Below are 23,718 nucleotides of genomic sequence, written 5' to 3'. Positions count from 1 at the left end.
ATGAGCACTGTTACTCGCGATGAGTTGATGCAGGTCTTTCAACAACTGCAGGGTCAGTTTTCCAGTAAGAAGCAAGACTTAGCGCAGGCCCAACGACGCTTCGATACGCTGCGCACGGGCTTTGTCACGCTGTTGCGCCAGCAAACCGAAAGCATGGCTAGCGCGGTCAGCGACAATAACCCACTCAAGGAAGGCGCGACCCAGATGGCGCGACGCCTGACGGATCAATTCAGCGTTTGGGAAGCACGCGCCGAGATACGTGCGAGAGGCGCGACGTTTCGTGAAAATTACAACGACTCCCTGCTGGTGTTCGTGTACGGCAAGGTCAAGTCGGGCAAGAGCTCGTTGGGCAACTACGTGGCCTGGGGCCATAGTGAGCCCACTGCGCAACTCAAAGATGACGCCACGCTGAAACCCACGTATTTCTCCCATGAGCAAACCGACGTCGCCAGCGGCGACAAAGAAGGCGAGGCCTACACTTCCAAGCAATTCAGGGTCGGTGCCACTGAGGCCACCAGTTCTATTCAAGGCTTCAAGCTTCCCGGATTCACCTGGGTCGACTCGCCAGGGTTGCATTCGACCAATACGGCCAATGGCGACTTGGCGCGCAAGTATGTCGACCAGGCAGACTTGATTCTCTACACCATGAATTCGCAAGCTCCGGGCCGCCAATCCGACATGAGCGAGGTCAGCAGCCTACTCAATGGCAAGCGCTCGTTGATGATTCTGCTCACCGGCAGCGATATCACCGAAGAAGACGAAGACGACGATGGGCAACTCATCACCGAAGTATTGATGAAGTCCAGGGAAACACAGCAGCGGCAGATCCGGGAGGTCACCGGCAACCTGGTGGAGATGCAGCATGACGCTGACAACCAGGTCACCATCCTGCCTATCTCGACCCGCTTCGCCGAGCGCCACCCCTCGAACTTGCAGGAAAGTGGCCTGGGTACCCTGTACCAAACTCTCAAGGCGTTGGCGCAAGGCCCAGGTGTCGATCTTAAGCTAACCACCCCTCTGAACAACCTGCGCAAGGCCATAGCTGAAACCTGCGACGACTTGAGCCTGATCAAAGAGCTGACCGATACGTTCGACCAGCAGATCCAAAAGCAGGAGCAGGCGGTAGAGCGCGAGCTGCGCACTCTGAGCCAGAAGGGCGTCACCGAAATGCGCAGTTGCGTCAACCAGCTGTTCAACGGGCCCCGCACCGACGACGCGCAGCTTCAGCTGCGCGAGCGCCTGGCCACGGTGCTCGGCAAGCTGACCGGCGAGGCCATGAAAGGCATCGGTGAAAGCCAGCAAAATGCGCTGCAGCGTGCGTTCAACACCAGCCGCCTCGGCGCCATTCCTGCTTACCGGGAAGTTACAGTCGAGAAGGAATACACCAGCGGCACCCGCGGCAGCACCAAAACCGCCTGGGGCGCAGGCGGGGCAGTTCTCGGCGGAGTCATTGGCTTCTTCGTTGGCGGCCCCGCGGGTGCCGCAGCCGGGGCCTCGATGGGGAGTGCCGCGAGCATGATCGGCCGAGGTGCCGAGGCCATCCGCGCCAAACACAACGTGGTCGTCGGCGACAACCTGGAGGAACAACGCCAGGTAGCCATCGAGCAGTACGCCAACGCCCTGCCAGAGTATTTGACCGAGCAGGTACGGGGCATCTACGACCCGCTACGGGACGCCATGCTCGAACACTGCCAAATCCTGACCATTGAAATGGAGCGCCTGCGCCAGGCACTCATCACCCTAGAAACGAGCACCGCACAATGACCCAACCAGGCCCGATGACCCAACTACTGGCCCTCTACGACGAAGTGGATGGACTCTGTGCAACCTACAATCCGCAGGCTGTCGCCAGTATTCGCGAACTGAGCCAGGCGAAGAAGGCCCAGGCCGGCGCGAGCATCATGGTGTATGGCGTCTACAACGCCGGTAAAAGCACGCTGATCAACGCCCTGCTCGGCCAAGAGCTGGCCGCGGTAGCCGATGTGCCGGAAACCGCCCGTGTGCAAGGCTATCGCTGGGGCGACTTCGAAGTACTCGATACGCCCGGCATCGACGCGCCGCTCGAGCATGAAGCCATCACCCGAGAGCAGCTGGTGCAGTCGGATGTGGTGATCTTCGTGGTCAACCCGCTGGGCGTGGTCGAGGAAGAGAAAACCCTCGATGTGCTGCTTGAGCTGGTGCTTGCCGGCAAGATGATCTTCCTGGTGCTCAACTGCAAGAGCCGTTTCGACCCGATCGACCTGGCCCGCATCAAAGATGAACTCAGCGAACGCATTCAGCAGAAGGCCGGCAACCAGAAAGTACTTGGGCATATCCCGATCGTCGAGGTCAACGCCCGCTCCGCGCTAAAGGCGAAACTGGAGAACAAGCAGAACCTGCTGAACAGCTCGGGCTTTCCGAAGTTCGAAAGCGATCTGGCCGGCTTCTTTGCATCCGTGGAGCAGAAGGCCGTCGTCGCGCGTGTCGCTACCGAATTGCGCAGCTTCCTCGATGCAACGGTAGCCGAGCTGGACAACCACCAGGACCAGGCCTCGATCAAACGCCTGGACGCCTTCTATGGCGAAATCGCGCGTCGCGAAATCGATATTCGTCACGGTTTGAAATCGCTGATCGAAGCCAAGGCCGCCTACATCGGCAAGAGCACGATCACTGCGCTGAACCAGAACATCGAGGGTGCTCAGGGCAAGATCGAGCAACTGATCGGGCAGGCCAACGAACAGGTCTGCAGTGAGCTCGAAGACGCACTCACTCGCCTGGGCCTGGACGCTTCGGAGATGCTCGACGAAGTCATTCGAGAAGTGCAGGTACAGCCACAGGCCTACAATGCCCAGGCCGCACCGGACCTCGATACGCCTGAAGCCCCCGCGAACCAGACGCCCGCATCGCAGGGCATCGACCTGAGCCTGCTTGAATCCGGCGTCCGCCAGGCCAGCGGTATGCTCAAGGCCGAGCATGTCGTCCACGTGCTGAAAGTCGGCAAGCAGTGGCTGCCGACACTGTTCAAAGGCGTCGGCCCGGTCACCATGGGCAAGGTGGCCGAGCAGATTGTCGGAAAGGTCATCCCGGTCATCGGTATTGCGTTCCAGGTAGGTAGCACGCTGTACTCCGCCTTCGCCGGCGACCCTGACCAGCAGCGCCTGGAGGAACACGCCAAACGCGAAGCCCAGGAGCGCGAGCGTCGCGACCAGGCGATCCAGGCATTCGCCGATGAGACTGCATGGGAATTCTCGCGGTCGCTGAACACCATGGTCGACACCCACCTAAAGAGCAACTTCGCCGAGATCAAGAACAAACTGCAGAGCCTACGTGGCAGTCTGGGCCAGGACCAGCGCCGCCTCAGCGAGGACCGCGAACGCCTGGTCCAGTGCCAGGCCGCGATGGGTGAGTATGCCTGACACGCCCCTGGCCTTTGCCTGCAGCCGCTGCATGGAATGCTGTCGACGCGTACATCTGCTGGCTGATACCGCCGCGATGGACCGCGGCGACGGTGTCTGCCGGCACCTGGATGAAAACAACGCCGGTTGCCGCATCTATGACCAGCGGCCGGACGCCTGCCGCATTGATCGCCAGTACGAACTGCATTATCGCCAGGCAATGAGTTGGGAGACGTTCGTCCAAATCAACGAAGCCGGGTGCAAGCAATTGCAGGCTCTTGGTGTTGGCGAGGGCACCCGAGCAATCCCGGCCTCTACAGACAACCGCAACACATAGGCAAGGGGCTCCAACATGAGCCCCAGCCAGCCGCTGGTGTTTTCCCAGCATGAACAGCTTGCGTTCACTTGCGCAGTAACTGATGCCGGAAGCGTGCCTCCAGCGAGGGTATTTCCAGCAACACATCTTCATCCTCATAGACATCGTAGGAGCGCGCCATCTCGATGTCTCCCACCATGAACGCCTCATCCAGGGGGGCATCCTCGTCGATCTCTTCGTACAGCGCGGATGTGTACCCCTTGACCCACAGCTTGCGCTTGTCGGCGCTCACGACATAACCCGACGTGTACTCATTGCCTGCCAGGCGATCTGGTTCGGCGGTCCCCTTGCGGGACAACCCTGTGATTGCGATCACCAGATGCGCCAATTCATCCATGTCCGGGCAAACAAACTTGTGAAAGTCCGGCCAGAACGCCCTGTCACCCTCCGAAGCGCGCCACCCTTTGATATCGTTGACCTCGCTCAGATCTTCGTAGGGGTGCGAGTGGAACGTGCCGATCAGCTCCAGCTGCGGCCAGTACTCTCCGAAGAAGTCCCGCTTCATCGCGATGGACTCGAAATCAGGTCGCACCCAGTCGGTGTGCCGCAGTGCCGAGGTCTCCACAGTGGCGACCACTGCGACCAGGCGCGCAGGCACACCGTTACGCACCGGCAACGCATATCCCCACAGCAACCCGAACGTCTCAAGTTTCTTGTTGCTTCGCCCCCGAGCATGAGCTCTATGTGACACTTCGTAAGCTTCAATAGCCGAAGTGAGCAGCTGTGGCAGAACATGATCTTCCACGATGACCTGCGTTCGCATTTATTCCTCCTTGGTTTCTGATTGCTTGCCATGTTCCATTGGGGTGCGAATTCCTCTCCCACGCCAATGATGGCAAATTGCCGCAATCTTAACCCGTTTCCCCGTGGAACGGCGGTGCACAGGCAAAATCAAACATCGCCGTGCCGAATACAGCTCACGGTTTCCAATCTCCCGGATCCGCGCCCAAGGCACGTTGTGGCGGCATGCCAGTGCCATCTACCAGAGTTCGCACAACTTCAAGTACTGCAGCAGAAGCACTGCCAGGATCACCCTTTGCCTCGCAGCCCCCACCAATGGCCGTGGTGGACGGGCACGGCATCGCATTTGTCCCGGACTTCCTCGCGCGCGAAGCCATCGCCCAGGGGCGCCTGGAAACCGTGCTCGACGGTTACAGTGAAGACCAGGGGCAGTTCTGGGCGCTGTGGCCATCCAGCCGCCACCTTTCACCGAAAATCCGTGTATTCGTGGACTTTGCCGCCGAGCATCTATTTGCCGCTCCAGGCGACGACGGCCAAGGTATAACGCCGTTATAAATCAATGCCGCGACCGCGTCGTCGGGGGCTCGGCCTTGTCAGCCCGCAGTGATATTGCTAGTGTCGATTCATGACTCATTACCGCCTCACCTCGACAACCACCACCACGACCGCCGAAAGCGGAGCGTGCGAGGTGTCGTGAGCCAATAACCAACGAACTTCAAAGGCCCGCCAGCGATGGACAGGGCCTTTTTTATGCCTTGTGTCGCTGGTTCACACGCAAGGAGATGCACCTATGTACGCCCTCTTGATACTCGATATCCAAGTCGGACTCATCCATGGCCCGGAAAAGCCCTGGCGCTGCGACGAGCTGTTGGAAACGCTCAATACACTGATGGACAAGGCCCGCAGCGCAGGCGCGCCGATTTTTCTCGCGCGTCACATCGGCCCCGCTGGCTCGCCAATTGAGCCGGACAGCCCACTTACGCTGATTGCACGGGAACTGAAGTTGCTGGGTGGAGAAGTGGTGTTCGAAAAGCGTCGGCCTAACGCTTTTGCAATGACTGACCTGGCGGACAATCTGCGCTCCAGCGGCGCCACCGGCGTGGTAGTTACCGGGATGAAAACGCAGTACTGCGTCGACAGCACCTGCCGTGCCGCCCGTGATCTTGGCTTCGATGCGGTGCTTATCGCCGACGGTCATACCTGTTCTGATACGCCCTTGATGAAAGCCGAGGCCATCGTGGCTCATCACAATGCCACGCTCAATGGGCCGTTCTGCCAGTTGGTTCAGGCTGAGGACTGGAGCTTTTAGCAGAGGTTTCCGGAGGAAAGAAAGTCGCCAGAGCAGTGCTTCGGAATTTTCCCGCAATATGGCGCGCTGTTGGTGAACTGGCCAAACTCGCCTGTCGCGAATAACCTGCGACTGTTGCAGCAATCGCAGCGCCAGACTCGACGATAGCCCCATCTCGTCCTTGGCGCTCAGGCAGCGACTGAACAAAACCTTCTACCAGCTCAGTACAGCGCGCAGGCAATTGTTAGAACCTGCCCAGCAGTCCTGAGCTTTTTTTCGCCTGGCAAAAACACACCAGTAATAATCATGAACCCAGGCTTGAACCTCGCAGGGCCGAGCTTCGGAATTTTCCCGCAAGTTGCCGCGCTGTTGGTGAACTAGCGCAAGCCACCTCACAACGCTAACTTCTTTGCGTCGCTGATGATCAGCGTCCGGCTTTGACAGGCCGAAAAGTGTAACCTTTCACACCCCGTGATAAGACGGCATGCTTACGCATTCCGCCCTGTTCATGGCGGCTGTGCGTGGGGCATCTTCGGGTGCGCCGGGTTCCTACACTTCCGGTCTGTCAACCCGCGTACAGCTGCCACCTATTCTGTTTGACAGCAGGGGGAGGCAGCTCCTTAAACAGTGTAGGAGCTTCATCGTGAAAAAGATCACCCCCAATCCCCCCTCCGCCAACCTCTTCACACTCTCTCCAGACATTCCCTGCGAAACCCTCCTGATCCAAGCCAGCGAAACTCTCGCCTCTCTCAACGCCATGACCACCGACCTGGCCTTCGAACTGGAAGGCGCCAACCGCCACAAGCTGTTGGCCGCTCAGCAACTCACCGTGCTGGGTGAGCTGTTGGTTGAGCGGGTGCTGGTGCTCACCCAAGACAGGCAAACCTTCCAGTAACCAAAAGGCCGAGGCGCGTTCAGCGGCTCGGCCTTTTTCTGTCATGCGTCTCAGACATCCAAGCGCATCGCTGCCATCATATCCCCCGCCGCGGCCCTCAAAGCATTGATGACAAGGACGAACTCCCATTGAACAAAAACTCCTACGCCTTCGTAATACCGGTCGCCATTGGCATGCTGGTGTCCATGGCGCTGGTGCTGGCCTGGGTATTCGTTATCTGGCCGTCTGTGCACTTCAAGCCGTTGGCCGAGAAGATCTGCCTGATCGCGTCGCCGGTGCTGGCAATTGTGCTGATGCTCTATGTCTGGCGCGTCAGGAAAACCGAATGGCTGCGTAAAAAGCCCCTGGACCGATTGAGGTTTTTTCTCGGTACGTTCATCGCAAGTGCCATGGCCATGATCTCCCTGCTAGCAGTCGTCATCCTTCTTACAAGTGCGACGCTGCGCACCTACACAACCCAGTACGAATACACAACAGGCGGCAGCCGTAGTTGTTCGGGCATCCTGGTGTTCGATACGGAAGTGAACAAGCAAATCAAGATCTGTCATGTGGGCGGTAGCGGTGATCAGGGCTGGGCGACGGTGGAAAAGCGCAGCGGGCCTTTGGGGATTGTGGTGACGAACGCAACACCTGCGCTCAATATTTCCCCATCCGTTCACTAAAGGCACCAACACCGGGGCGGTGCGGGCCGTTCTGCCAGGTGGTTCGGGCTGAGGACTGGATCTTTTAGCAGAGCCTGAAGACGGGGGAAGGTCAACAGGACCGGGCTTCGGAATTTTCCCGCAAGATGCAGCGCTATTGATGAACTAGCGCCCCCCAACCAACAAGCCTAGCCTTCCCCCTGTCGCTGCAAAATCAGCGACCGGGTTTAGCAGCTCGGTTAATATCAAGGCCTGCAAAGCCACCATCCGTTCGGGCGATGCTTTCTGCATCCGCTGGTTCGTATCATGGCGGCTGTGCGTGGGGCACTTTCGGGTGCGCCGGGTTCCTTGATTCCTGGTCTGCTAACCCGCGTACGGTCGCCACCCTTTTCGTTTAGCAGCGATGTCTGGCGACTCCATCAATCAAGGAGTTTGAGCCATGAAAAAAATCACCCCCAATCCCCCAACCACCCTCTTCATCCTCGCCGAAAACATCCACCCCGAAACCCTGCTAATCCAAGCCAGCGAAACCCTCGCCTCCCTCAACGCCATGACCACCGACCTGGCTTTCGAGCTTGAAGGCGCGTACCGCCACAAGTTGCTGGCTGCTCAGCAATTGATCGTTCTAGGTGAGCTACTAGTAGAACGGGTCTTGAACACCCAGCCATTCACTACCCATCCGCCACAACCCTAAAACACAAAAAAGGGCGAGACGCCTCAGCGCATCTCGCCCGCTGGCATCCCCTCACACTTCCCATTACCCTGACGGCCTTTATCAGACAACCGGAAGTCAGATACCCGTGTTCAAGCCCTTTGCCGTCATCGCCCTCTCCGTCATGCCCTTACTCGCAACAGCCGCCGATCTGGCCGGGGTTTGGCAAGGCACTTTGGGCAAGTCCGCTATCACCGTGTGTTTCAACGGCGCCGACGGGGAGCATGGCAGTTATTACTACCAGCGCATTCGTACCCCGATTCAACTGACCCAGGCCAACGACAACGCCCCGTGGGTGGAGGAAGGCAACACAGGTTTCTGGGCCCTGCAAAACCCTCAGGGCGATGCCCTCTCGGGTGCCTGGCGCAAAACAGATGGCGGCACGCCGCTGCCACTGGCCCTGCGCCGCATTGGCACGGACGGCTGCGGCAGTGATGCCTATAACGCGCCCTTGGAAGCCGCGCCGCTGCCGATCAAGACTGAGAAGAAAACTTTCCAAAACCACACCTACCAGCTCAAGACCCAAGGCCCACGCGTCACGCTCAAGCTTGCGGGTGACGGCCCGGCGGTGCAGAAGATCAACCAGCAGCTCGCTGCCCTGGCCGTCAATGACGAAGATCTAACCGACTATTTTTATGAACGCCGTGAATACCTGGGTCGAAACGGCTCGGTCTATACCAGTGAAATCGAGGTTGAGCCTGCCTATTGGTCATCGCAATTTCTCACCGTGCGGTTCTACCGCTGGGCCGCAGGCCAAGGCGCGATGGGCATCAGTTGGGGCCTGCACTCCTGGAACCTGCAAACCGGCGAATCGGTTGACCCCTGGACCTGGCTCGGCGGCCATCAGCAATGGTCTGACGCCTATTCCGGCCACTTGAAGCTGCCGGCCGTCTTCAGCACCTGGCTGGCCAAACAAACCACCACCGACGAAGGGTGCCCCGCGATTACCGATTACTCCAACTTTCACCTCAGCTTCAACACTCAGGGCCTGCAACTCTCGACACCGGCCAATGGTGACGGTTGCGACAACGACTTGGCCTTCACCTGGGAGCAGTTGGAGCCGGTGCTGACCGAACAAGGCAAAGCGGCAGTGCCCAGCTTGAAACTGCCTTGACGCGCCGGAGAAAAACCACAAGGCCGTTCACCAAAGGTTAAGAATCGCGCTCGTATACTCCCTGACTACCCATGACCGGTCGCCCGATCGGTCTCATGCCCCGGTAGCCAGATTCCATGACGCGTCCCGCTCCCCTGCTGCTCTTGCTTGCTGCTCTGTTGTTCTTCTTCGCCCTCGGCAACCACGAGCTGCAAGGCTCTACCGAGGCGCGGGTGTCCGGGATCGCCATGGCGATGCATCTGGACAATGACTGGGTAGTGCCGCGCCTGTTTCGCGAACCCTTCCTGGAAAAACCACCCCTGAGCCTGTGGCTGGACGCCGGGGCGATTCGTCTGTTTGGCGCCAGCACCGGGGCGGTGCGCTTGGCCTCGGCGTTTGCCGGGTTGTTCAGTGTGATGCTGCTGTACGGGATGCTGCGGCGGTTCGGGCGGCCGCAGACGCTGGCGTTCAGTGCTGCGCTGATCCTGGCGACCATGGCCAGTTACTGGGGGAATGTGCGGGGGGTGGGTGAGGATTCGTTGCTCAGCCTCGGTGTCACCGCGGCCCTGCTGGGGTTTTACCAGGCGGTGCGGCCCGAGCGCGAAGGCTCCAGTGTGTGGGCCTGGGCTTTATTTACCGCCGGGATGGTCATCGCCACGTTGAGCAAGGGCGTGTTGGGCCTGGCGATGCCGGGCATTGTGATTTTTGTGTACCTGCTCAGCACCAGCCTGATGGATAAACGCCTGCGGCTGGGCGACTGGCTCAAACCGGCGCTGTTCACGTTGTTGGCCTTGGTGCCGTTGCTGATCTGGCTGGGGTTTCTGTTTCAGCGCGGCGGGATGCAGGCGGTGGGTGAAGTGTTATGGACCAATAGCGTCGGGCGCTTCAGCGGTTCGTTCGTAGAAGCCGGGCATTACGAGCCGTTTTACTATTACCTCGCGAAACTGCCCGAGGCCTTCCTGCCCTGGAACATTCTGGTGTACTTGGGCTTGTGGCATTTCCGTAAAAGCCTGGTGCAAAACCGTTATCGTCTATTTTTCAGTGTTTGGCTGGTGGCGCAGTTCACCCTGCTGACTCTGGCGTCGAGCAAACGCACGGTTTACTTGATGGCGCTGACGCCAGCTGCGGCGGTACTGGCTGCCGAGTATGCGCGGGTGTTGCTGGAGTGGGCCAAAGACCGCAAGCCGACGCTGTACCGCTACCACCGCCAAATCATCGGTGGAGTTTTCACCCTGGCCATCGCCTGCTACCTGAGCGCGGCGTTCTGGTTTGCACCCAAAGCCGATATGCGCCATTCATTCGTACCGGTGATCAGTCAGATCCAGACCCTGCAAGACGAAGGCAGGACGGTTGCGATGTACCAACCCAATGAGCGCATCGACGGCGCCAGCGTGTTTTACCTGCGGGCCTACTTGCCGATCCTGAACACCGAAGCCGAACTGCGCGCCTTCCTTGCCGACAAGCCCGGCAACGTTGCGCTGACGGACCACACTGACCGGCTGAAAGAGCCGGTCACGGTGATCAAGCAAATGGCGATCAACCGCCAGCCTTATTACTTCGTGGAGCAGTAAGGCCGGCGCGCGGCATCAGTGCTTGGTGAGTTTGTCCAGGTAGCCCATGGCAAACGCCGACACCACGAACGTCATGTGGATGATCACGTACCACATCAGGTGTTGCGGATCGACGTTCTTGGCGTCCATGAAGATGCGCAGCAGGTGGATGGAGGAAATCGCCACGATGGACGCCGCCACTTTCATCTTCAGTGAAGACGAGTCCATGGTGCCCAGCCAGTTGAGCTTTTCCTTGTTTTCGTCGATATCCAGCTGCGATACGAAGTTCTCGTAGCCGGAGATCATCACCATCACCAGCAAGCCGCCCACCAGGGCCATGTCGATCAACGACAGCAGCAACAGGATCACTTCTGCTTCGAGCATGGTGAAGATGTTGGGAATCACATGAATGATTTCCTGGAAGAATTTCAGCGCCAGGACCAGCAAGCCCAGGGACAGGCCCAGGTAGATCGGCGCCAGCAGCCAACGCGAGGCGTACATCGTATTTTCGATAAAGCGTTCCATTGAATCTCACACAGCTTGGCTAAAAATGGTGCCGAGTATACCAGCCGCCACCCGGCCCCTGTCACCGCGAGAAAACTGACCCAAGTGGCATCTGTAAGAGAATTTTTCTGCTAGTGTCGAGGCCATTCACTCGGCTCGATGATGTCGGACAGGAAAACTCAGATGATGGATGTGCGATCCCCTTTGGCCGCTCTCGGCCTGTGCGCGGCGTTGCTGATGGCCAGCGGCTGCTCCCCCAAAGAAGAGCAGAAGCAGGCGACCCTCGAAGAGAAAACCACGACGTTCGAACAGTCCCTGGACAGTATTCAGGACCCCAAGCTGCGCGATGCCATCGCGGATCTGGGCGGCTCGCTGCTGTTGCTGGAACGGGCGCGCCTCAAGCTCGCCACCAAGCCCATCGAGGCCGAGTATGGCGAAGATTCCCTGGCCTTGCTCAAGCACTACCCCACGCCCCAGGCCCTGGTGGACACCTATATCAACGGCCTGTTCGTGCTGCGCAAAACCTCCCATTCGGACTATCTGACGGATTTGCAGCCGGTCTTCCCGTTCAACTTCAACGCCCCTGACCAGTTCCCCTTCCCCCATGGCCTGGAATGGCAGTCGGTGACCCTGAGCAACAACAAAGTCATTCCCTTCCAGCCGGAATGGTCAGAAACCGACCCCGGCATCCAACTGAGCCCCAGCAGTTCCAACCTGACCAACCCCGACGACCTGACGGTGACCTACCCGTTTATCGAAGGCATCGAGACGGAAAACAAGAGCCAGCCGCAGCCTGTCAGCCTCAAGGGCGCGGTTGAAGTGATCACGCCAGGCAAAGTGCTGAGCTTCGATCTAACCAAAAAGGACGTGGGTCATAAACGCACCGAGGGCAACATCACCCTCAACCTGCTGTTGCTGGAAAAGAACTACGCCGAGATCGAGCTGACCAATAGCGCCCCCCTGGCCGCTGAGGTGGGCGACGAATCACCGAACCCTCTGTTGGTGCAGGCACGGGACAGCACCGGGCAGTTTCTGACCCGCTCGGGCTCGATCAATGAGAGTGCCGCGCAAGTGGCGTTCTACGAGAAACAATTGGCTGAAATGCACAAGCAAACAGCCTGGTCCGACGCGTTCGAAAAACAGCTTACCGATGAGCAAAAAGCCTTCGAACACAAGCAGACCAGTCATTACGCCAAGGTGTATTTCAACGGGCTGATCGATAACCTGCAGGTCAATGTGCTGGATTTCTCCCAGGCTACGGTTACCCACAAAGACCTGGAGCTGCCGGTACTACGCTTCGACAGGAATAGCCTGCAACAAACCGTGCAGGCCCTGCCGATGCCGGTCACGGTGTATGACGACGGCGCCGCCGGCTGGCTCAAGGACGCCACCATGACCGAGGACCAGCTCAAAGCCAGCGTCACCATCAGCCAATCGACCGAAGACGCCAGCGCCGCGAAAATCGTGTTTGACCACCCTTTCACCTTCAACGACGACCTGGTCGGCGCCGAGCGTAACAACAGCGATGCGCCTATCACCTTCTTCACCGCCGACGACCAGGGCGAGCGCGGCGAGCCCATCGAGTTACCGGCCGAGGCGTTCGAGCTGAACGCGGGCAGCGGCACACTCACTTACGACCTCAACCTGTTCCCGGAAACCCCGGCGTTTGTGGTGGGTTCGGTGCCGCTGTTCCTGGCGACTATCGAGAAAGCCACGATTGATGTAGCCAAACTGCCCAAGGGCCTGTCGCTGAAGGACAACGCGCTGATCGTCGATCAAAAGGACTTCCCCTCCGACAGCTGGCGCTTCTACGCCAAGGACGCCAGCGGCAATTACCTCAAGGAAATCCTCGGTGTCAGCCACCGCGCCGAGGAGTACGGCACCGCGCTGTTTGACGTGCATTATTTCTACGGCCAGCCGACTACGCTGGAAAGTTACCAGCGCACCGACCTCAGCACCGTGCAGTACGGGTTTGAGGTCAAGTTGGACAAGCCAGAGAGCAAATAGCTGGCGCTAAAGGGCCAACTGCTCCTGGCCGCCATTGAGTTGGCGCAGATGGGCTTGCAGGTGCAGGCACCAGATCTGCGGCTCGTCCATTTGCTCGTAGCCATGCATGGTCAGGCTATCAACGATGGTGCCCAGCATTCTTTCGGCCACGAAGGGCCCGTGGAACGGGCCCTGGGATTTGATCGTGGAAGGCTGCTCGCCCGACATCCCGGCGGCAAACAACAGCGTCCACATGCCGTTATCCCCGGCGAGAGGGCGAATGGAGCATTCGATTCGGGTGACCAGGCCCAGGCACTGGCGGGTAAGGCAAAGGTTGCGCGACATGGCGGCGACCCTCGATAGATCGGTGTTCAGCCCCAGCGCAAGGCGAGGCTGTTTCTATCCTGCGACTCCTGTGGATATCCCTGACTCTGAGAATAGAATAAAAACGCGACAAACCAAGGTTGTAGGGACCAACGGGCGTTGGTCCCTGAGGGTGGAGTCAATTTTGTGGCACGCTAAACGTTCCCAAAAACACCACGGACCAGTGTGGGAGCTGGCTTAAGCGGTCATCGCCTTCTGTAGGAGCGAGCTTGCTCGCGAAAAACGGCAACGATAACGCGTGTTTGCTGAATGAACGCGGCGCCTGAAAGTTTTTCGCGAGCAAGCTCGCTCCTACAAAAAAGTCTTAACTGACTGGCCTTAAGGCAAGCCAGCTCCCACCTTGACCGAGTGATGACAGCAATCAGGTTGGCTTGGCTTCTGCCAACGCCTGCTGCGCCATCTCCTTCTCCGCCTCCTTCAGATCTTCCTCACTGATCATCTCGGCAATCGCCCGCAAGCGCTCTACCACCCGCGCATTTACGGTGCCTTCCGGGAACTGCCCCTCGGCGTCCGGCTCACCGGCATCCTCGCCCACCAGCAGGCTCAAGGCCTCATCCGCCTGGCGTACCGCATAGATGTGGAATTGCCCGGCACGCACGGCCTGCAACACCTTCTCGTCGAGCATCAACGTGGCGACGTTGGCCTGAGGGATGATCGCGCCCTGCTCACCGGTCAGCCCGCGGGCTTCGCAAAGGCGGAAGAAGCCTTCGATCTTCTCGTTGACCCCGCCCACCGCCTGCACTTCACCAAACTGGTTGATCGAGCCGGTGATCGCAAAGCATTGCTTGAGCGGCGTCTTCGACAAGGCCGAAATCAAGGTGCACGCCTCGCCCAGGGAAGCACTGTCGCCATCCACATAACCGTAGGACTGCTCCAGGGCGATACTCGCGGAGATCGCCAACGGAAACTCCTGAGCATAACGGCTGCCCAGGTAACCGGTGAGGATCATCACGCCCTTGGAGTGAATCGGCTGGCCAAGGTTAACTTCGCGCTCGATGTCGACAATGCCGCTGCCGCCCGGGTACACCGTGGCGGAAATCCGCGCCGGTACGCCGAAGGCCGAGTCGCCGACCTCCAGCACCGTCAACCCGTTGCACTTGCCCACGGCGGCGCCCGCGGTGTCGATGAGGATGACGCCGGCGAGCATGTCGTCGAGAATCCGCGCCGACACGCGACCGGTGCGCGTGGCCTTGGCCTTGAGGGCGCGTTCGATATGCCCGGCATCGGTCATTTCGTCACCGGCCAGGTGGCGAATAAAGTCCGCCTCGCTGACCAACTGGAACAGGTCGCCAATACGCGCCGACAAACGGCCCTGATGTTCGGCCAGGCGTGCGCTGTAAGTCGCCAGGCGCGCGACCGCATCCGAGGTCAGCGGCGCCATGCCTTCTTCCGAAGTACGGGTTTTGAGCAACTGGGCGAACTGCTCCAGGCTTTCGTCGACCATCGGGATGTCTTCGTCGAAGTCCACCAGTACGCGGAACATCTCCTGGAAATCCGGATCGGCGTCTTGCAGCGCGTAATACAACTGGCGCGAACCGATAATGATCACCTTGACCTGCAAGGGGATCATTTGCGGGTTGAGGGTCACGGTGGCCAGGCGGCCCAGTTCGCCCAGGGGCGACTCCATCTTCAGCTTGCGCGATTGCAGGGAACGCTTGAGCGCATCCCATACAAACGGCTCGCTGAGCATTTTTTCGGCTTCCAGAATCAGGAAGCCGCCATTGGCGCGGTGCAAGGCGCCCGGACGCAGCTGGCGATAGGTGGTGTAAAGCGCGCCCTGGTCGGTGCTGTATTCGATACGGCCGAACAGGTTGTCGTAGGTCGGGTGCGGTTCAAACACCACTGGCGCACCACCGTTGACCGGGTGGCCCACCACCAGGCTCGGGCAGTACTGCTCTTCGAGCAGCTTGCGCGCCTGGGCGTCGGTCTTGGCATCGTCCACCAATTGCTCAACCACGGTTTTGAGCAGGTACACCTGCATGGCTTGCAGGTAGCCGCACACGCCGGCATTTTCTGCATACTTTTCCGACAACGGGGCCAGCAAAGGCTGCAGGGCCAGGGTGATGGTTTCTTCGTTGAACTGGCGCAGCTGGTTGTTGGACTCACGCTTCCACTGCGGCAGGCTGGCCAACTCTTCGTTGAGGCGCTCTTCCAACTCTGAAATATCGTTGTGGAAACGCTCGCGATCGGCTTCCGGCAGTTGGGAAAACTCGGCTTCGTCCAGCGCCTTGCCGTCGAGCATCGGCGTAAAGGCGATGTTGGAACTGTCGCGGTACAACGCCACGTCTTTTTCCAGGGCCAGGCGCTCGATCACGTCCAGCGCCTTGTCGTAGCGCTGGTTGAAGGCGCGGTCGATGGCGCTTTTGCGCTGTTGATATGTGGGGTGTTCGAACACCGCCGGGAAGGTGGCGACCAGGTTATCGACCAGGCCGTTGATATCGGCGATAAACGCCGTGGCGGCGCCACCTGGCAATTCCAGGGCACGGGGCTCGCGGGGCTCATCGAAATTATTGACATAAACCCAGTCCGCCGGGGTTTGCAGGCGCTTGCCTTCGGCTTTGAGGTAGCGTTTGACGAACGAAAAGCGGCCGGTACCGGGCTCGCCCATCACAAACACGTTGTAACCAGGGCGTGGCATGGCCACGCCGAACTGCAAGGCTTCAACCGCGCGTTCCTGGCCAAGCACACCGCGAAAGGGCTCCAAATCATTGGTGGTCGAGAAGCTGAACTGTTCAGCGGAGAAAGGGCGAGTCAGCGCTTCGGGCGCTAGACGCAAGCTGGCAGCAACAGGATCAGGCATCGGGCTTCCTTACATCAGGCGGGGCAGATGGGGGCATTCTGGCTCCGGGTTGAGCGCTCTGGCAAGGCGCGCTTTCGGGAAAGCATAGCCACCGCACGCGTCCTACAAAAAAATCGCCAGAGATTGAATGTTTATAAAAAAACACGGAACCCTGGGAACGTGCCTAAACTCCAAACTGCGCGGGTTGGACTAATAACTGGCCCCTAGGGTGCGCTGAGCACCTGAACCCTTGTCCATTGGTTTGCACACAAAGAGAACAAAGCTATGAAACGGATCCTTCTTGGTACTCTCTTCACCGTCGTCTCCCTCAATGCAATGGCAGAAGCACCAGGTGGCCCGAACTGCGGTTGGGGCAACATGTTGTTCGAAGGCCAGCGCGGTACTCCGGCTCACTTCCTCGCGTCTACCACCAACGGCACCTCGGGTAACGCCACCTTCGGCATGACCTCGGGCACCAACGGTTGCAGCACCAACAGCGCCCTGACCTACGGCGGCAAGTCCTGGATTGCCATGAATGGCATGATGAACGAGCTGTCCGAAGACATGGCCAAAGGCAACGGCGAAGCACTGACCACCTATGCCGTGGTACTGGGTGTTGCCCCGGAAGATCGCGATCACTTCGCGGCCGTGACCCACGAGCACTTCCAGCAGATCTTCAGCAAGGCTGACGTGACCGCTGACGACGTGCACAACAACACCATTGCAGTACTGAAAAGTGATGCCCGTCTGGCGAAATACGCTACCCAGGCTTAAGCTCGACCACCCGCGTCTTTCGAGGCGCGGGTTTTATTTTTTCGACCTGCCCCCCTTGGGTCTTTTTTTCAGTCCGACTTAAGTAGCCCCCATGCTCAAACGCCTCGCTTGCCTGGCTCTCTTCGCTTGCGCCCCGCTGCACGCGGCACCGCACCTGGACGATCAACGTTTGCAGCAACTGGCCAATGACCCGTTCTGGCTGTCGCTGGGGCATTACGAAGCCGGCAAGATCAGCGGCTGGCGCAGCTATGTCAGCGACAAGAAATTCTTCCTCGCCGCCGATGGCGCGCAGCATCCGGACGCCGAACTCAAGGCCACCGTGCAGGCGCTGTATGCACCGGCCAGCCTGGGTGAAAAGCACGCCCAATGTGTGTACCCCGCACGTACCCGCTGGCTCAAGGATCAGTTGCACCTGAACGACCTGCCGGCCCTGGACTGCAAAGAATTCACCCAATGGTTCACGGACGTTGCGCCCCATAGCGCGGTGATGATTTTCCCGGCGGCCTATCTCAACAGCCCGTCATCGATGTTCGGCCACACCCTGCTGCGCATCGACCAGGCTGACGTGCAAAGCAACAACACCGCCCTGCTCAGCTATGCGATCAACTTCGGCGCCTATATCGAAGGCTCCGACAACAGCATCCTGTATGCCTGGAAGGGCCTGATGGGCGGCTACCCCGGCCTGTTCGCCCTGGTGCCCTATCAGGAGAAACTCTCGGAATACCGCAGCCTGGAAAACCGCGACCTGTGGGAATACCGTCTGAACCTCACCGAGGTCGAGACCAAGCGTATGGTCGAGCACGTGTGGGAGCTCAAGCAGATCCAGTTTGATTACTTCTTCTTCGACGAAAACTGCTCCTACCGCCTGCTCGAACTGCTGCAAGTGGCCCGCCCTGGCCTGCGTTTGACTGAGCAATTCCCACTCACCGCGATCCCTACCGACACGGTCAAAGCGGTAAAAGATGCAGGGCTGGTGGAGAAGATCGACTATCGCCCCTCCCGTGAACGTGAACTGCTGGAACGCGCCAAGCCACTCGATAGCGATGAGCAACAGTGGGTGTTGAAAGTCAGCGATGACCAGAAGCAACTGCAAGAACCTGCCTTCAAGGCCCTGCCCCGCGAGCGCCAGGCGCTGATTATCGACGCCGCCTACCGCCTCGGCCGCTACCGCGCCAACGGCCTGGAGCGTGATACAGAACGCTCCCAGCGCAGCTTCGAACTGCTGCGCGCGATCAACCAGAACCCTGCGCCGGACTTGAAGATCACACCGCCTGGCTTGCCGGAGAACGGCCACCAGTCGCGCACCTGGCAAGCCGGCATCGGCACCCGTGGCGACAAAGCCTTCGGTGAATATGGCCTGCGCATGGCCTATCACGACCTTAACGACAACGCCGAAGGCTTCCCCCTGGGCGCCCAGATCGAAATCCTGCAAATGAAACTGCGCCAGTACGAAGGCAATCACTGGCAGTTGCAGCAACTGGACCTGGCCACCATCCGCTCGCTGACGCCGCGCAATGCGCTGTTGCAGCCGTGGTCATGGCAAGTCACCGGCGGCCTGGAGCGGGTGCCGGGCAAGCACGACGACGAAACCCTGGTCGCCCACGTCAACGGCGGCGCCGGCGGCACCTGGCAACTCTCCGACGACATGCTCGGTTTTGCCCTCGGCACCGTGCGTGTGGAGCACAACAACGACTTCAGTGAAGCCATCTCCCCCGCCGCCGGCTTCAACACCGGCGTGCTGTGGAAGAACCCGCTGGGCAACCTGAGCCTGGAAGCCAAAGGTGACTTCTTCACCAATGGTGAAGTACGGCGCAGCATCAGCCTCAACCAGCAATGGGAACTGTCACGCAACCTGGGCCTGCGCTTGAGCGCCCAGCGTGAGTTCAGCCACCTGTCCACGCCAGTCAATGAAGTGATGCTCGAATTGAAGTGGTATCACTACTGACTAAAGCCTGGTGAAATGCCCAATGTAGGAGCGAGCTTGCTCGCGAAAAACGTCAACGATAACGCGTATTTCCCGAATAAACGCGGCGCCTATGGGTTCTTCGCGAGCAAGCTCGCTCCTACAAAAGTCCTGCACATCCCTCTGACACCTCTTTCACATACAGCTGACAAATCCCCTTCTAGACTCTCCTTATCAGCCGTTAACCGGCCAGGGAGTACGCCATGTGGCGGTATGCGCTAATGCTGTGTGCAGGGGTTTGGCTGGCGGGTTGCCAGACAACCCATGAGGACCTGCTGGCCAAAGGTTATCCACCCGCCTTCGCCGATGGCTTTGACGACGGTTGCAGCAGCGGTCGCCAGGCCGCTGGGGTGATTACCGGGGAGTTTCGCAAGAACGTTCCACGCTACCTCAAAGACCGGCAATACGCCGAAGGCTGGGAAGACGGTTTTCGCCAGTGTAAGGCCATGCGTGAAAACGAGGAGCTGCGCGACTATCAGGACAACCGCAACAATGACCGCGAGCGCGAGTGGCAGCGTGAAAAAGACCGCGATGCGGCCAAGGCGTATCGCTCGCAATAGGTCGTTTTCAGACATTCACCGAAACTAATGCGCGGCGAACATGGCCCAAACTCCATAGAGGGAGAATGTCATGAGCCGAGCTTTTGTAAATGAGGACAACGCCGCCGCCCAGGCCGATCAGCCGGTGGAGCGTCAGGTCAGCGAACAACCCAACCGCCTGACCGCGCAAGGGTTGGCGCAGTTGCAAGCCAAGGTGGCGCAATTGCAGCTTGAGTACAGCGCCGAATCCGCCAAGGGTGAGCAGGCCGATAAACAGCGCCAGGCGGATCTTGAGCGGGATTTACGCTACTTCAACCAGCGGGTGCAGAGCGCACAGGTGGTCGCACCGGCGACATCCACCGACAAGGTACAGATCGGCAGCTGGGTCACGTTCGCCAACGAGCAGGACGAGCAGCAGCGCATTCACTTGGTGGGTGAGGACCAGGCTGACGCCAACGCGGGTTTGATCAACTGGGGTTCGCCTCTGGGCCGTGCCTTGTTGGGGGCCCAGGTGGGCGACGAGGTGCTGTGGAAGCGCCCCGTCGGCGATCAGTTAATCGAAGTGCTGAGCATTGAACCCGAGCGTTAGACGATGCCCTGGGCCAGCATTGCGTCAGCCACTTTCACGAAGCCTGCGATGTTGGCGCCCTTGACGTAGTTGACCCGGCCGTTTTCCTCACCGTAATGCACGCAGGCATGGTGGATTGACTGCATGATGTTGTGCAGCTTGCTGTCCACTTCCCCGGCGGTCCACAGCAGGCGCATGGCGTTCTGCGACATTTCCAGGCCACTCACCGCAACGCCGCCGGCGTTGGAAGCCTTGCCCGGTGCGAACAGAATGCCCGCGTCGATGAAGATATCCACAGCCTCCAGGGTGGTCGGCATGTTGGCGCCTTCGGCCACGCAGATGCAGCCGTTGCGCAACAGCGTGCGTGCGGCCTGGGCGTCGAGCTCATTCTGGGTGGCGCAGGGCAGCGCGATATCGCAGGCCAGCTCCCAAGGGGTTTGGCCTTTGCAAAATTCCAGGCCGAACCGTTCAGCCAATTCACTGATACGCCCGCGCTGTACGTTTTTCAGCTCCAGCAGGGCCGACCATTGCTCTTCGGTCAAACCACTTTCGGCGTACAGGGTGCCTTCGGAGTCCGACAGGGAAACTACCTTGCCCCCCAGGTCCATGACCTTGCGCGCCGCGTATTGCGCCACGTTACCGGAGCCGGACACGGCCACGCGCTTGCCTTCAACCCGCTGACCTTGGCGCTTGAGCATTTCCTCGGCGAAATACACACAGCCAAAACCGGTGGCTTCCGGGCGGATCAGGCTGCCGCCGTAGGTCATGCCTTTGCCGGTCAGCACTGAGGTGAATTGGTTACTCAGGCGTTTGTACTGGCCGAACAGGAAGCCGATTTCCCGTGCGCCCACGCCGATATCGCCGGCCGGTACATCAACGTCCGCACCGATGTGGCGGTACAGCTCGCTCATAAAGGCCTGGCAGAAGCGCATCACTTCGGCATCGCTCTTGCCCTTGGGGTCGAAGTCCGAGCCGCCTTTGCCGCCGCCCATGGGCAGTGAAGTCAGGGAGTTCTTGAAGGTCTGCTCGAAGGCGAGGAATTTCAACACGCCCAGGTTGACCGAAGGGTGAAAGCGCAAACCGCCTTTGTACGGGCCGATGGCGCTGTTCATCTGGATACGGAAACCGCGATTGACCTGAACCTTGCCGTGATCATCCACCCACGACACCCGGAAGGTAATCGCGCGTTCCGGCTCGCAAATACGTTCCAGAATGCCCGAGGTCAGGTAGTGGGGATTGGCTTCAAGAAAAGGCCACAGGCTGCGCAGGACTTCTTCCACGGCCTGGTGGAATTCCGGCTGGTCGGGGTCGCGCTTCTTGAGGCGTGCAAGGAAGGATTCGACGGATTCGATCATGAAAAGTCTCGGCAAATTGATTGTTATTAAACAGAGAATGAGCCGGACTTTATCAATTCGCTTCGCACCGTGACAGGGCAAAATGTCGCTTTTGTGAATTTAAATGGTGCATTGGATATAAATAATCAGGTTTTTTGCCCCCTAACAGGGATTTCAACGCGAGATATGCACCAATAGTTAAACCGCTATCGCAGGCAAGCCAGCTCCCACATTGGACCGTGTCGTAGCAGGGGTACTCGATCTAATGTGGGAGCTGGCTTGCCTGCGATGAAGTCGCCTCGGTCCACCTGAATAGCGCCCCAAAAAAAAGCGGAGCCCGAAGGCTCCGTTTTTTTAAACCAACCCGAATCAGGCCAGTTTTTTGTGACGCACACGGTGCGGCTGGGCAGCAGCTTCGCCCAAGCGCTTTTTACGGTCGGCTTCGTACTCGGTGTAGTTACCCTCGAAGAACACCGCCTGGGAGTCATCTTCGTACGCCAGGATGTGGGTCGCAACGCGGTCAAGGAACCACCGATCGTGAGAGATCACAATGGCGGCGCCCGGGAAGTCCAGCAGGGCTTCTTCCAGGGAACGCAGGGTTTCAACGTCGAGGTCGTTGGACGGTTCGTCGAGCAGCAACACGTTGCCGCCCTCTTTCAAGGTCAGGGCCAGGTGCAAGCGACCGCGCTCACCACCGGACAGGTCCTTGACGAACTTCTGCTGGTCGCCGCCCTTGAAGTTGAAACGGCCGACATAGGTGCGCGACGGGATTTCATAGTTGCCGATGCGGATCTGGTCGGAGCCGTCGGAAATCTGCTGGAACACGGTCTTGCTGCCGTCGAGGTCGTCACGGCTCTGATCCACACAGGCCAGTTGCACGGTGTCGCCAATCTCGATACTGCCCGAATCCGGAGTTTCCTTGCCCATCAACATACGGAACAGCGTGGATTTACCCGCACCGTTACCACCGATAACGCCGACGATCGCGCCTTTTGGCATGGAGAACGACAGGTTGTCGATCAGTACGCGGTCGCCGTAGCCCTTGGATACGTTCTTGAACTCGATGACCTTGTCACCCAGGCGCGGACCGGCCGGGATGTAGATCTCGTTGGTTTCGCTGCGCTTCTGGAATTCCTGCGACTGCATTTCTTCGAAGCGTTGCAGACGTGCCTTGGATTTGGACTGGCGGGCCTTGGCGCCTTTGCGCACCCATTCCAGTTCTTCCTTCATGGCTTTTTCGTGGGCCGATTGCTGCTTGGATTCGGCGGCCAGACGGTCGGACTTGGCTTCCAGCCAACCGGAGTAGTTGCCCTCGTAAGGGATACCGGCGCCGCGGTCGAGTTCGAGGATCCAGCCGGCAACGTTGTCCAGGAAGTAACGGTCGTGCGTGATCGCTACCACGGTGCCCGGGAAATCGTGCAGGAAGTGCTCCAGCCAGGCGACGGAATCGGCGTCCAGGTGGTTGGTCGGTTCGTCGAGCAGCAGCATGTCGGGGGCCGACAGCAGCAGGCGGCACAGGGCCACACGACGCTTCTCACCACCGGACAGGTGCTCAACCTTGGCGTCCCACGCCGGCAGGCGCAGCGCATCGGCGGCGACTTCCAGCTGGCGCTCCAGGTTGTGGCCGTCGCCAGCTTGCAGGATGGCTTCGAGTTTGGCCTGTTCGGCGGCCAGCTTGTCGAAGTCGGCATCCGGTTCGGCGTAGGCGGCGTAGACCTCGTCAAGGCGCGCCTGGGCGTCCTTGATCACGCTGACGGCTTCTTCAACCACTTCGCGCACGGTCTTGGTCGGATCCAGGATCGGCTCTTGCGGCAAGTAGCCGATGTTCAGCTCAGGCATCGGGCGGGCTTCGCCCTCGAACTCGGTGTCGACGCCGGCCATGATTTTCAGCAGCGTGGACTTACCCGAGCCGTTGAGGCCGAGCACGCCGATCTTGGCGCCTGGGAAGAAGGACAACGAAATGTTTTTCAGGATTTCCCGCTTCGGCGGAACAACTTTTCCCAGCCGATGCATGGTGAAGACGTATTGAGCCATGGTGAACCTAGCGTCAGTGACTGATGAATTAAGCGGACGAAGCCCGTGCCAGGCCATGCGCCGCGCGGGCCTTTGACTATCATCAATGCCTGCGTGGGGAAAAAGCCTGAATGTCTGGGGCTGGAACGCCCCCGCGTAACCGGCAAAGCTACCTGAATGCGCTGGGGCAGTCCAGCCAGGCAG

20 protein-coding genes and 1 pseudogene are annotated in these 23,718 nt (G+C 59.4%); 15 read left to right on the top strand and 6 right to left on the bottom strand.

Annotated features, from left to right (window positions below; all coding sequences use genetic code 11):
* From JFT63_RS16010 to JFT63_RS16000, 3 genes are read left to right on the top strand one after another with little or no spacing between them, the layout of a single operon-like run.
* Entirely contained in the window at nucleotides 1–1,764 is a 1,764-nt protein-coding gene (locus JFT63_RS16010) for a dynamin family protein (RefSeq protein ID WP_198844290.1), read from the top strand.
* Complete coding sequence (locus tag JFT63_RS16005) at nucleotides 1,761–3,395, top strand: GTPase (protein WP_057703297.1); 1,635 nt, start codon at nucleotides 1,761–1,763, stop codon at nucleotides 3,393–3,395. The genes JFT63_RS16010 and JFT63_RS16005 overlap by 4 nt, the downstream gene beginning before the upstream one ends.
* Nucleotides 3,388–3,711 (top strand): YkgJ family cysteine cluster protein, encoded by a 324-nt coding sequence (locus JFT63_RS16000; protein WP_057703296.1) that lies wholly within the window; start codon nucleotides 3,388–3,390, stop codon nucleotides 3,709–3,711. Before JFT63_RS16005 ends, JFT63_RS16000 begins: the two co-directional genes overlap by 8 nt.
* A 64-nt stretch (nucleotides 3,712–3,775) precedes the next feature.
* On the opposite strand, the gene JFT63_RS15995 is transcribed toward JFT63_RS16000, so the two are convergent.
* Complete coding sequence (locus JFT63_RS15995; RefSeq protein WP_057703295.1) at nucleotides 3,776–4,513, bottom strand: hypothetical protein; 738 nt, start codon at nucleotides 4,511–4,513, stop codon at nucleotides 3,776–3,778.
* A gap of 296 nt (nucleotides 4,514–4,809) precedes the next feature.
* On the opposite strand from JFT63_RS15995, the pseudogene JFT63_RS15990 reads away from it, so the two are divergent.
* From JFT63_RS15990 to JFT63_RS15960, 7 genes and pseudogenes are all read left to right on the top strand, one after another.
* Nucleotides 4,810–5,046, top strand: a pseudogene (locus JFT63_RS15990) (LysR substrate-binding domain-containing protein); the annotation flags it as partial.
* Nucleotides 5,047–5,281: 235 nt separating this feature from the next.
* A complete protein-coding gene (locus JFT63_RS15985; RefSeq protein ID WP_198844289.1) occupies nucleotides 5,282–5,800 on the top strand; it encodes a cysteine hydrolase family protein in 519 nt (172 codons plus the stop codon).
* A gap of 622 nt (nucleotides 5,801–6,422) precedes the next feature.
* Nucleotides 6,423–6,674: a DUF6124 family protein gene (locus JFT63_RS15980; RefSeq protein ID WP_057703292.1), complete on the top strand. Its 252-nt coding sequence runs from the start codon at nucleotides 6,423–6,425 to the stop codon at nucleotides 6,672–6,674.
* 128 nt (nucleotides 6,675–6,802) lie between these two features.
* Nucleotides 6,803–7,336 (top strand): hypothetical protein, encoded by a 534-nt coding sequence (locus tag JFT63_RS15975; protein WP_057703291.1) that lies wholly within the window; start codon nucleotides 6,803–6,805, stop codon nucleotides 7,334–7,336.
* Nucleotides 7,337–7,754: 418 nt separating this feature from the next.
* A complete protein-coding gene (locus JFT63_RS15970) occupies nucleotides 7,755–8,009 on the top strand; it encodes a DUF6124 family protein (protein ID WP_057703290.1) in 255 nt (84 codons plus the stop codon).
* A 106-nt stretch (nucleotides 8,010–8,115) separates the two neighbouring features.
* Complete coding sequence (locus JFT63_RS15965; RefSeq protein WP_057703289.1) at nucleotides 8,116–9,141, top strand: hypothetical protein; 1,026 nt, start codon at nucleotides 8,116–8,118, stop codon at nucleotides 9,139–9,141.
* A gap of 116 nt (nucleotides 9,142–9,257) precedes the next feature.
* Nucleotides 9,258–10,691, top strand: coding sequence for an ArnT family glycosyltransferase (locus JFT63_RS15960; protein ID WP_198844288.1), 1,434 nt, complete (start codon nucleotides 9,258–9,260; stop codon nucleotides 10,689–10,691).
* A gap of 15 nt (nucleotides 10,692–10,706) precedes the next feature.
* Here the strand turns inward: JFT63_RS15960 and JFT63_RS15955 are convergent, their stop codons facing one another.
* Nucleotides 10,707–11,195, bottom strand: coding sequence for a TIGR00645 family protein (locus JFT63_RS15955; RefSeq protein ID WP_014719996.1), 489 nt, complete (start codon nucleotides 11,193–11,195; stop codon nucleotides 10,707–10,709).
* Between the two features lie 162 nt (nucleotides 11,196–11,357).
* Between JFT63_RS15955 and JFT63_RS15950 the strand changes: the two genes are divergently transcribed.
* Nucleotides 11,358–13,181 (top strand): hypothetical protein, encoded by a 1,824-nt coding sequence (locus JFT63_RS15950; RefSeq protein WP_198844287.1) that lies wholly within the window; start codon nucleotides 11,358–11,360, stop codon nucleotides 13,179–13,181.
* Nucleotides 13,182–13,187: 6 nt separating this feature from the next.
* Here JFT63_RS15950 and JFT63_RS15945 read toward each other — a convergent pair whose 3' ends face one another.
* Complete coding sequence (locus JFT63_RS15945) at nucleotides 13,188–13,505, bottom strand: PA4575 family protein (protein WP_198844286.1); 318 nt, start codon at nucleotides 13,503–13,505, stop codon at nucleotides 13,188–13,190.
* A gap of 400 nt (nucleotides 13,506–13,905) precedes the next feature.
* On the bottom strand, nucleotides 13,906–16,344 hold the full coding sequence (locus tag JFT63_RS15940; protein WP_198844285.1) for a Lon protease family protein: 2,439 nt from the start codon (nucleotides 16,342–16,344) through the stop codon (nucleotides 13,906–13,908).
* Between the two features lie 264 nt (nucleotides 16,345–16,608).
* Here JFT63_RS15940 and JFT63_RS15935 point away from each other — a divergent pair, with 264 nt between their 5' ends.
* The 4 genes from JFT63_RS15935 to JFT63_RS15920 all read left to right on the top strand — a co-directional run bounded on the left by JFT63_RS15935 (nucleotide 16,609) and on the right by JFT63_RS15920 (nucleotide 20,188).
* Nucleotides 16,609–17,097, top strand: a complete 489-nt coding sequence (locus JFT63_RS15935; RefSeq protein ID WP_003194274.1) for a DUF3015 domain-containing protein — start codon at nucleotides 16,609–16,611, stop codon at nucleotides 17,095–17,097.
* Between the two features lie 91 nt (nucleotides 17,098–17,188).
* Complete coding sequence (locus JFT63_RS15930; protein ID WP_198844284.1) at nucleotides 17,189–19,042, top strand: Lnb N-terminal periplasmic domain-containing protein; 1,854 nt, start codon at nucleotides 17,189–17,191, stop codon at nucleotides 19,040–19,042.
* A 221-nt stretch (nucleotides 19,043–19,263) separates the two neighbouring features.
* Nucleotides 19,264–19,620 carry a hypothetical protein gene (locus JFT63_RS15925; RefSeq protein ID WP_198844283.1) on the top strand — a complete coding sequence of 119 codons (357 nt, stop codon included), beginning with the start codon at nucleotides 19,264–19,266 and terminating at the stop codon, nucleotides 19,618–19,620.
* Between the two features lie 70 nt (nucleotides 19,621–19,690).
* Nucleotides 19,691–20,188, top strand: coding sequence for a GreA/GreB family elongation factor (locus JFT63_RS15920; RefSeq protein ID WP_057703283.1), 498 nt, complete (start codon nucleotides 19,691–19,693; stop codon nucleotides 20,186–20,188).
* On the opposite strand, the gene gdhA is transcribed toward JFT63_RS15920, so the two are convergent.
* A complete protein-coding gene (gdhA, locus tag JFT63_RS15915) occupies nucleotides 20,185–21,522 on the bottom strand; it encodes an NADP-specific glutamate dehydrogenase (protein WP_057703282.1) in 1,338 nt (445 codons plus the stop codon). The two genes, JFT63_RS15920 and gdhA, sit on opposite strands and share 4 nt — an antisense overlap.
* 348 nt (nucleotides 21,523–21,870) lie before the next feature.
* The gene (gene ettA, locus JFT63_RS15910) at nucleotides 21,871–23,535 is read right to left on the bottom strand and encodes an energy-dependent translational throttle protein EttA (RefSeq protein WP_057703281.1); all 1,665 of its coding nucleotides are present in this window, start codon (nucleotides 23,533–23,535) and stop codon (nucleotides 21,871–21,873) included.
* Nucleotides 23,536–23,718: the final 183 nt, after the last annotated feature.

Source organism: Pseudomonas sp. MF7453, from assembly GCF_016405455.1.
Taxonomy (GTDB): domain Bacteria; phylum Pseudomonadota; class Gammaproteobacteria; order Pseudomonadales; family Pseudomonadaceae; genus Aquipseudomonas; species Aquipseudomonas paralactis.
The sequence above is the reverse complement of the archived record's forward strand: the minus strand, read 5'-3'. Positions and strand labels throughout refer to the sequence as shown.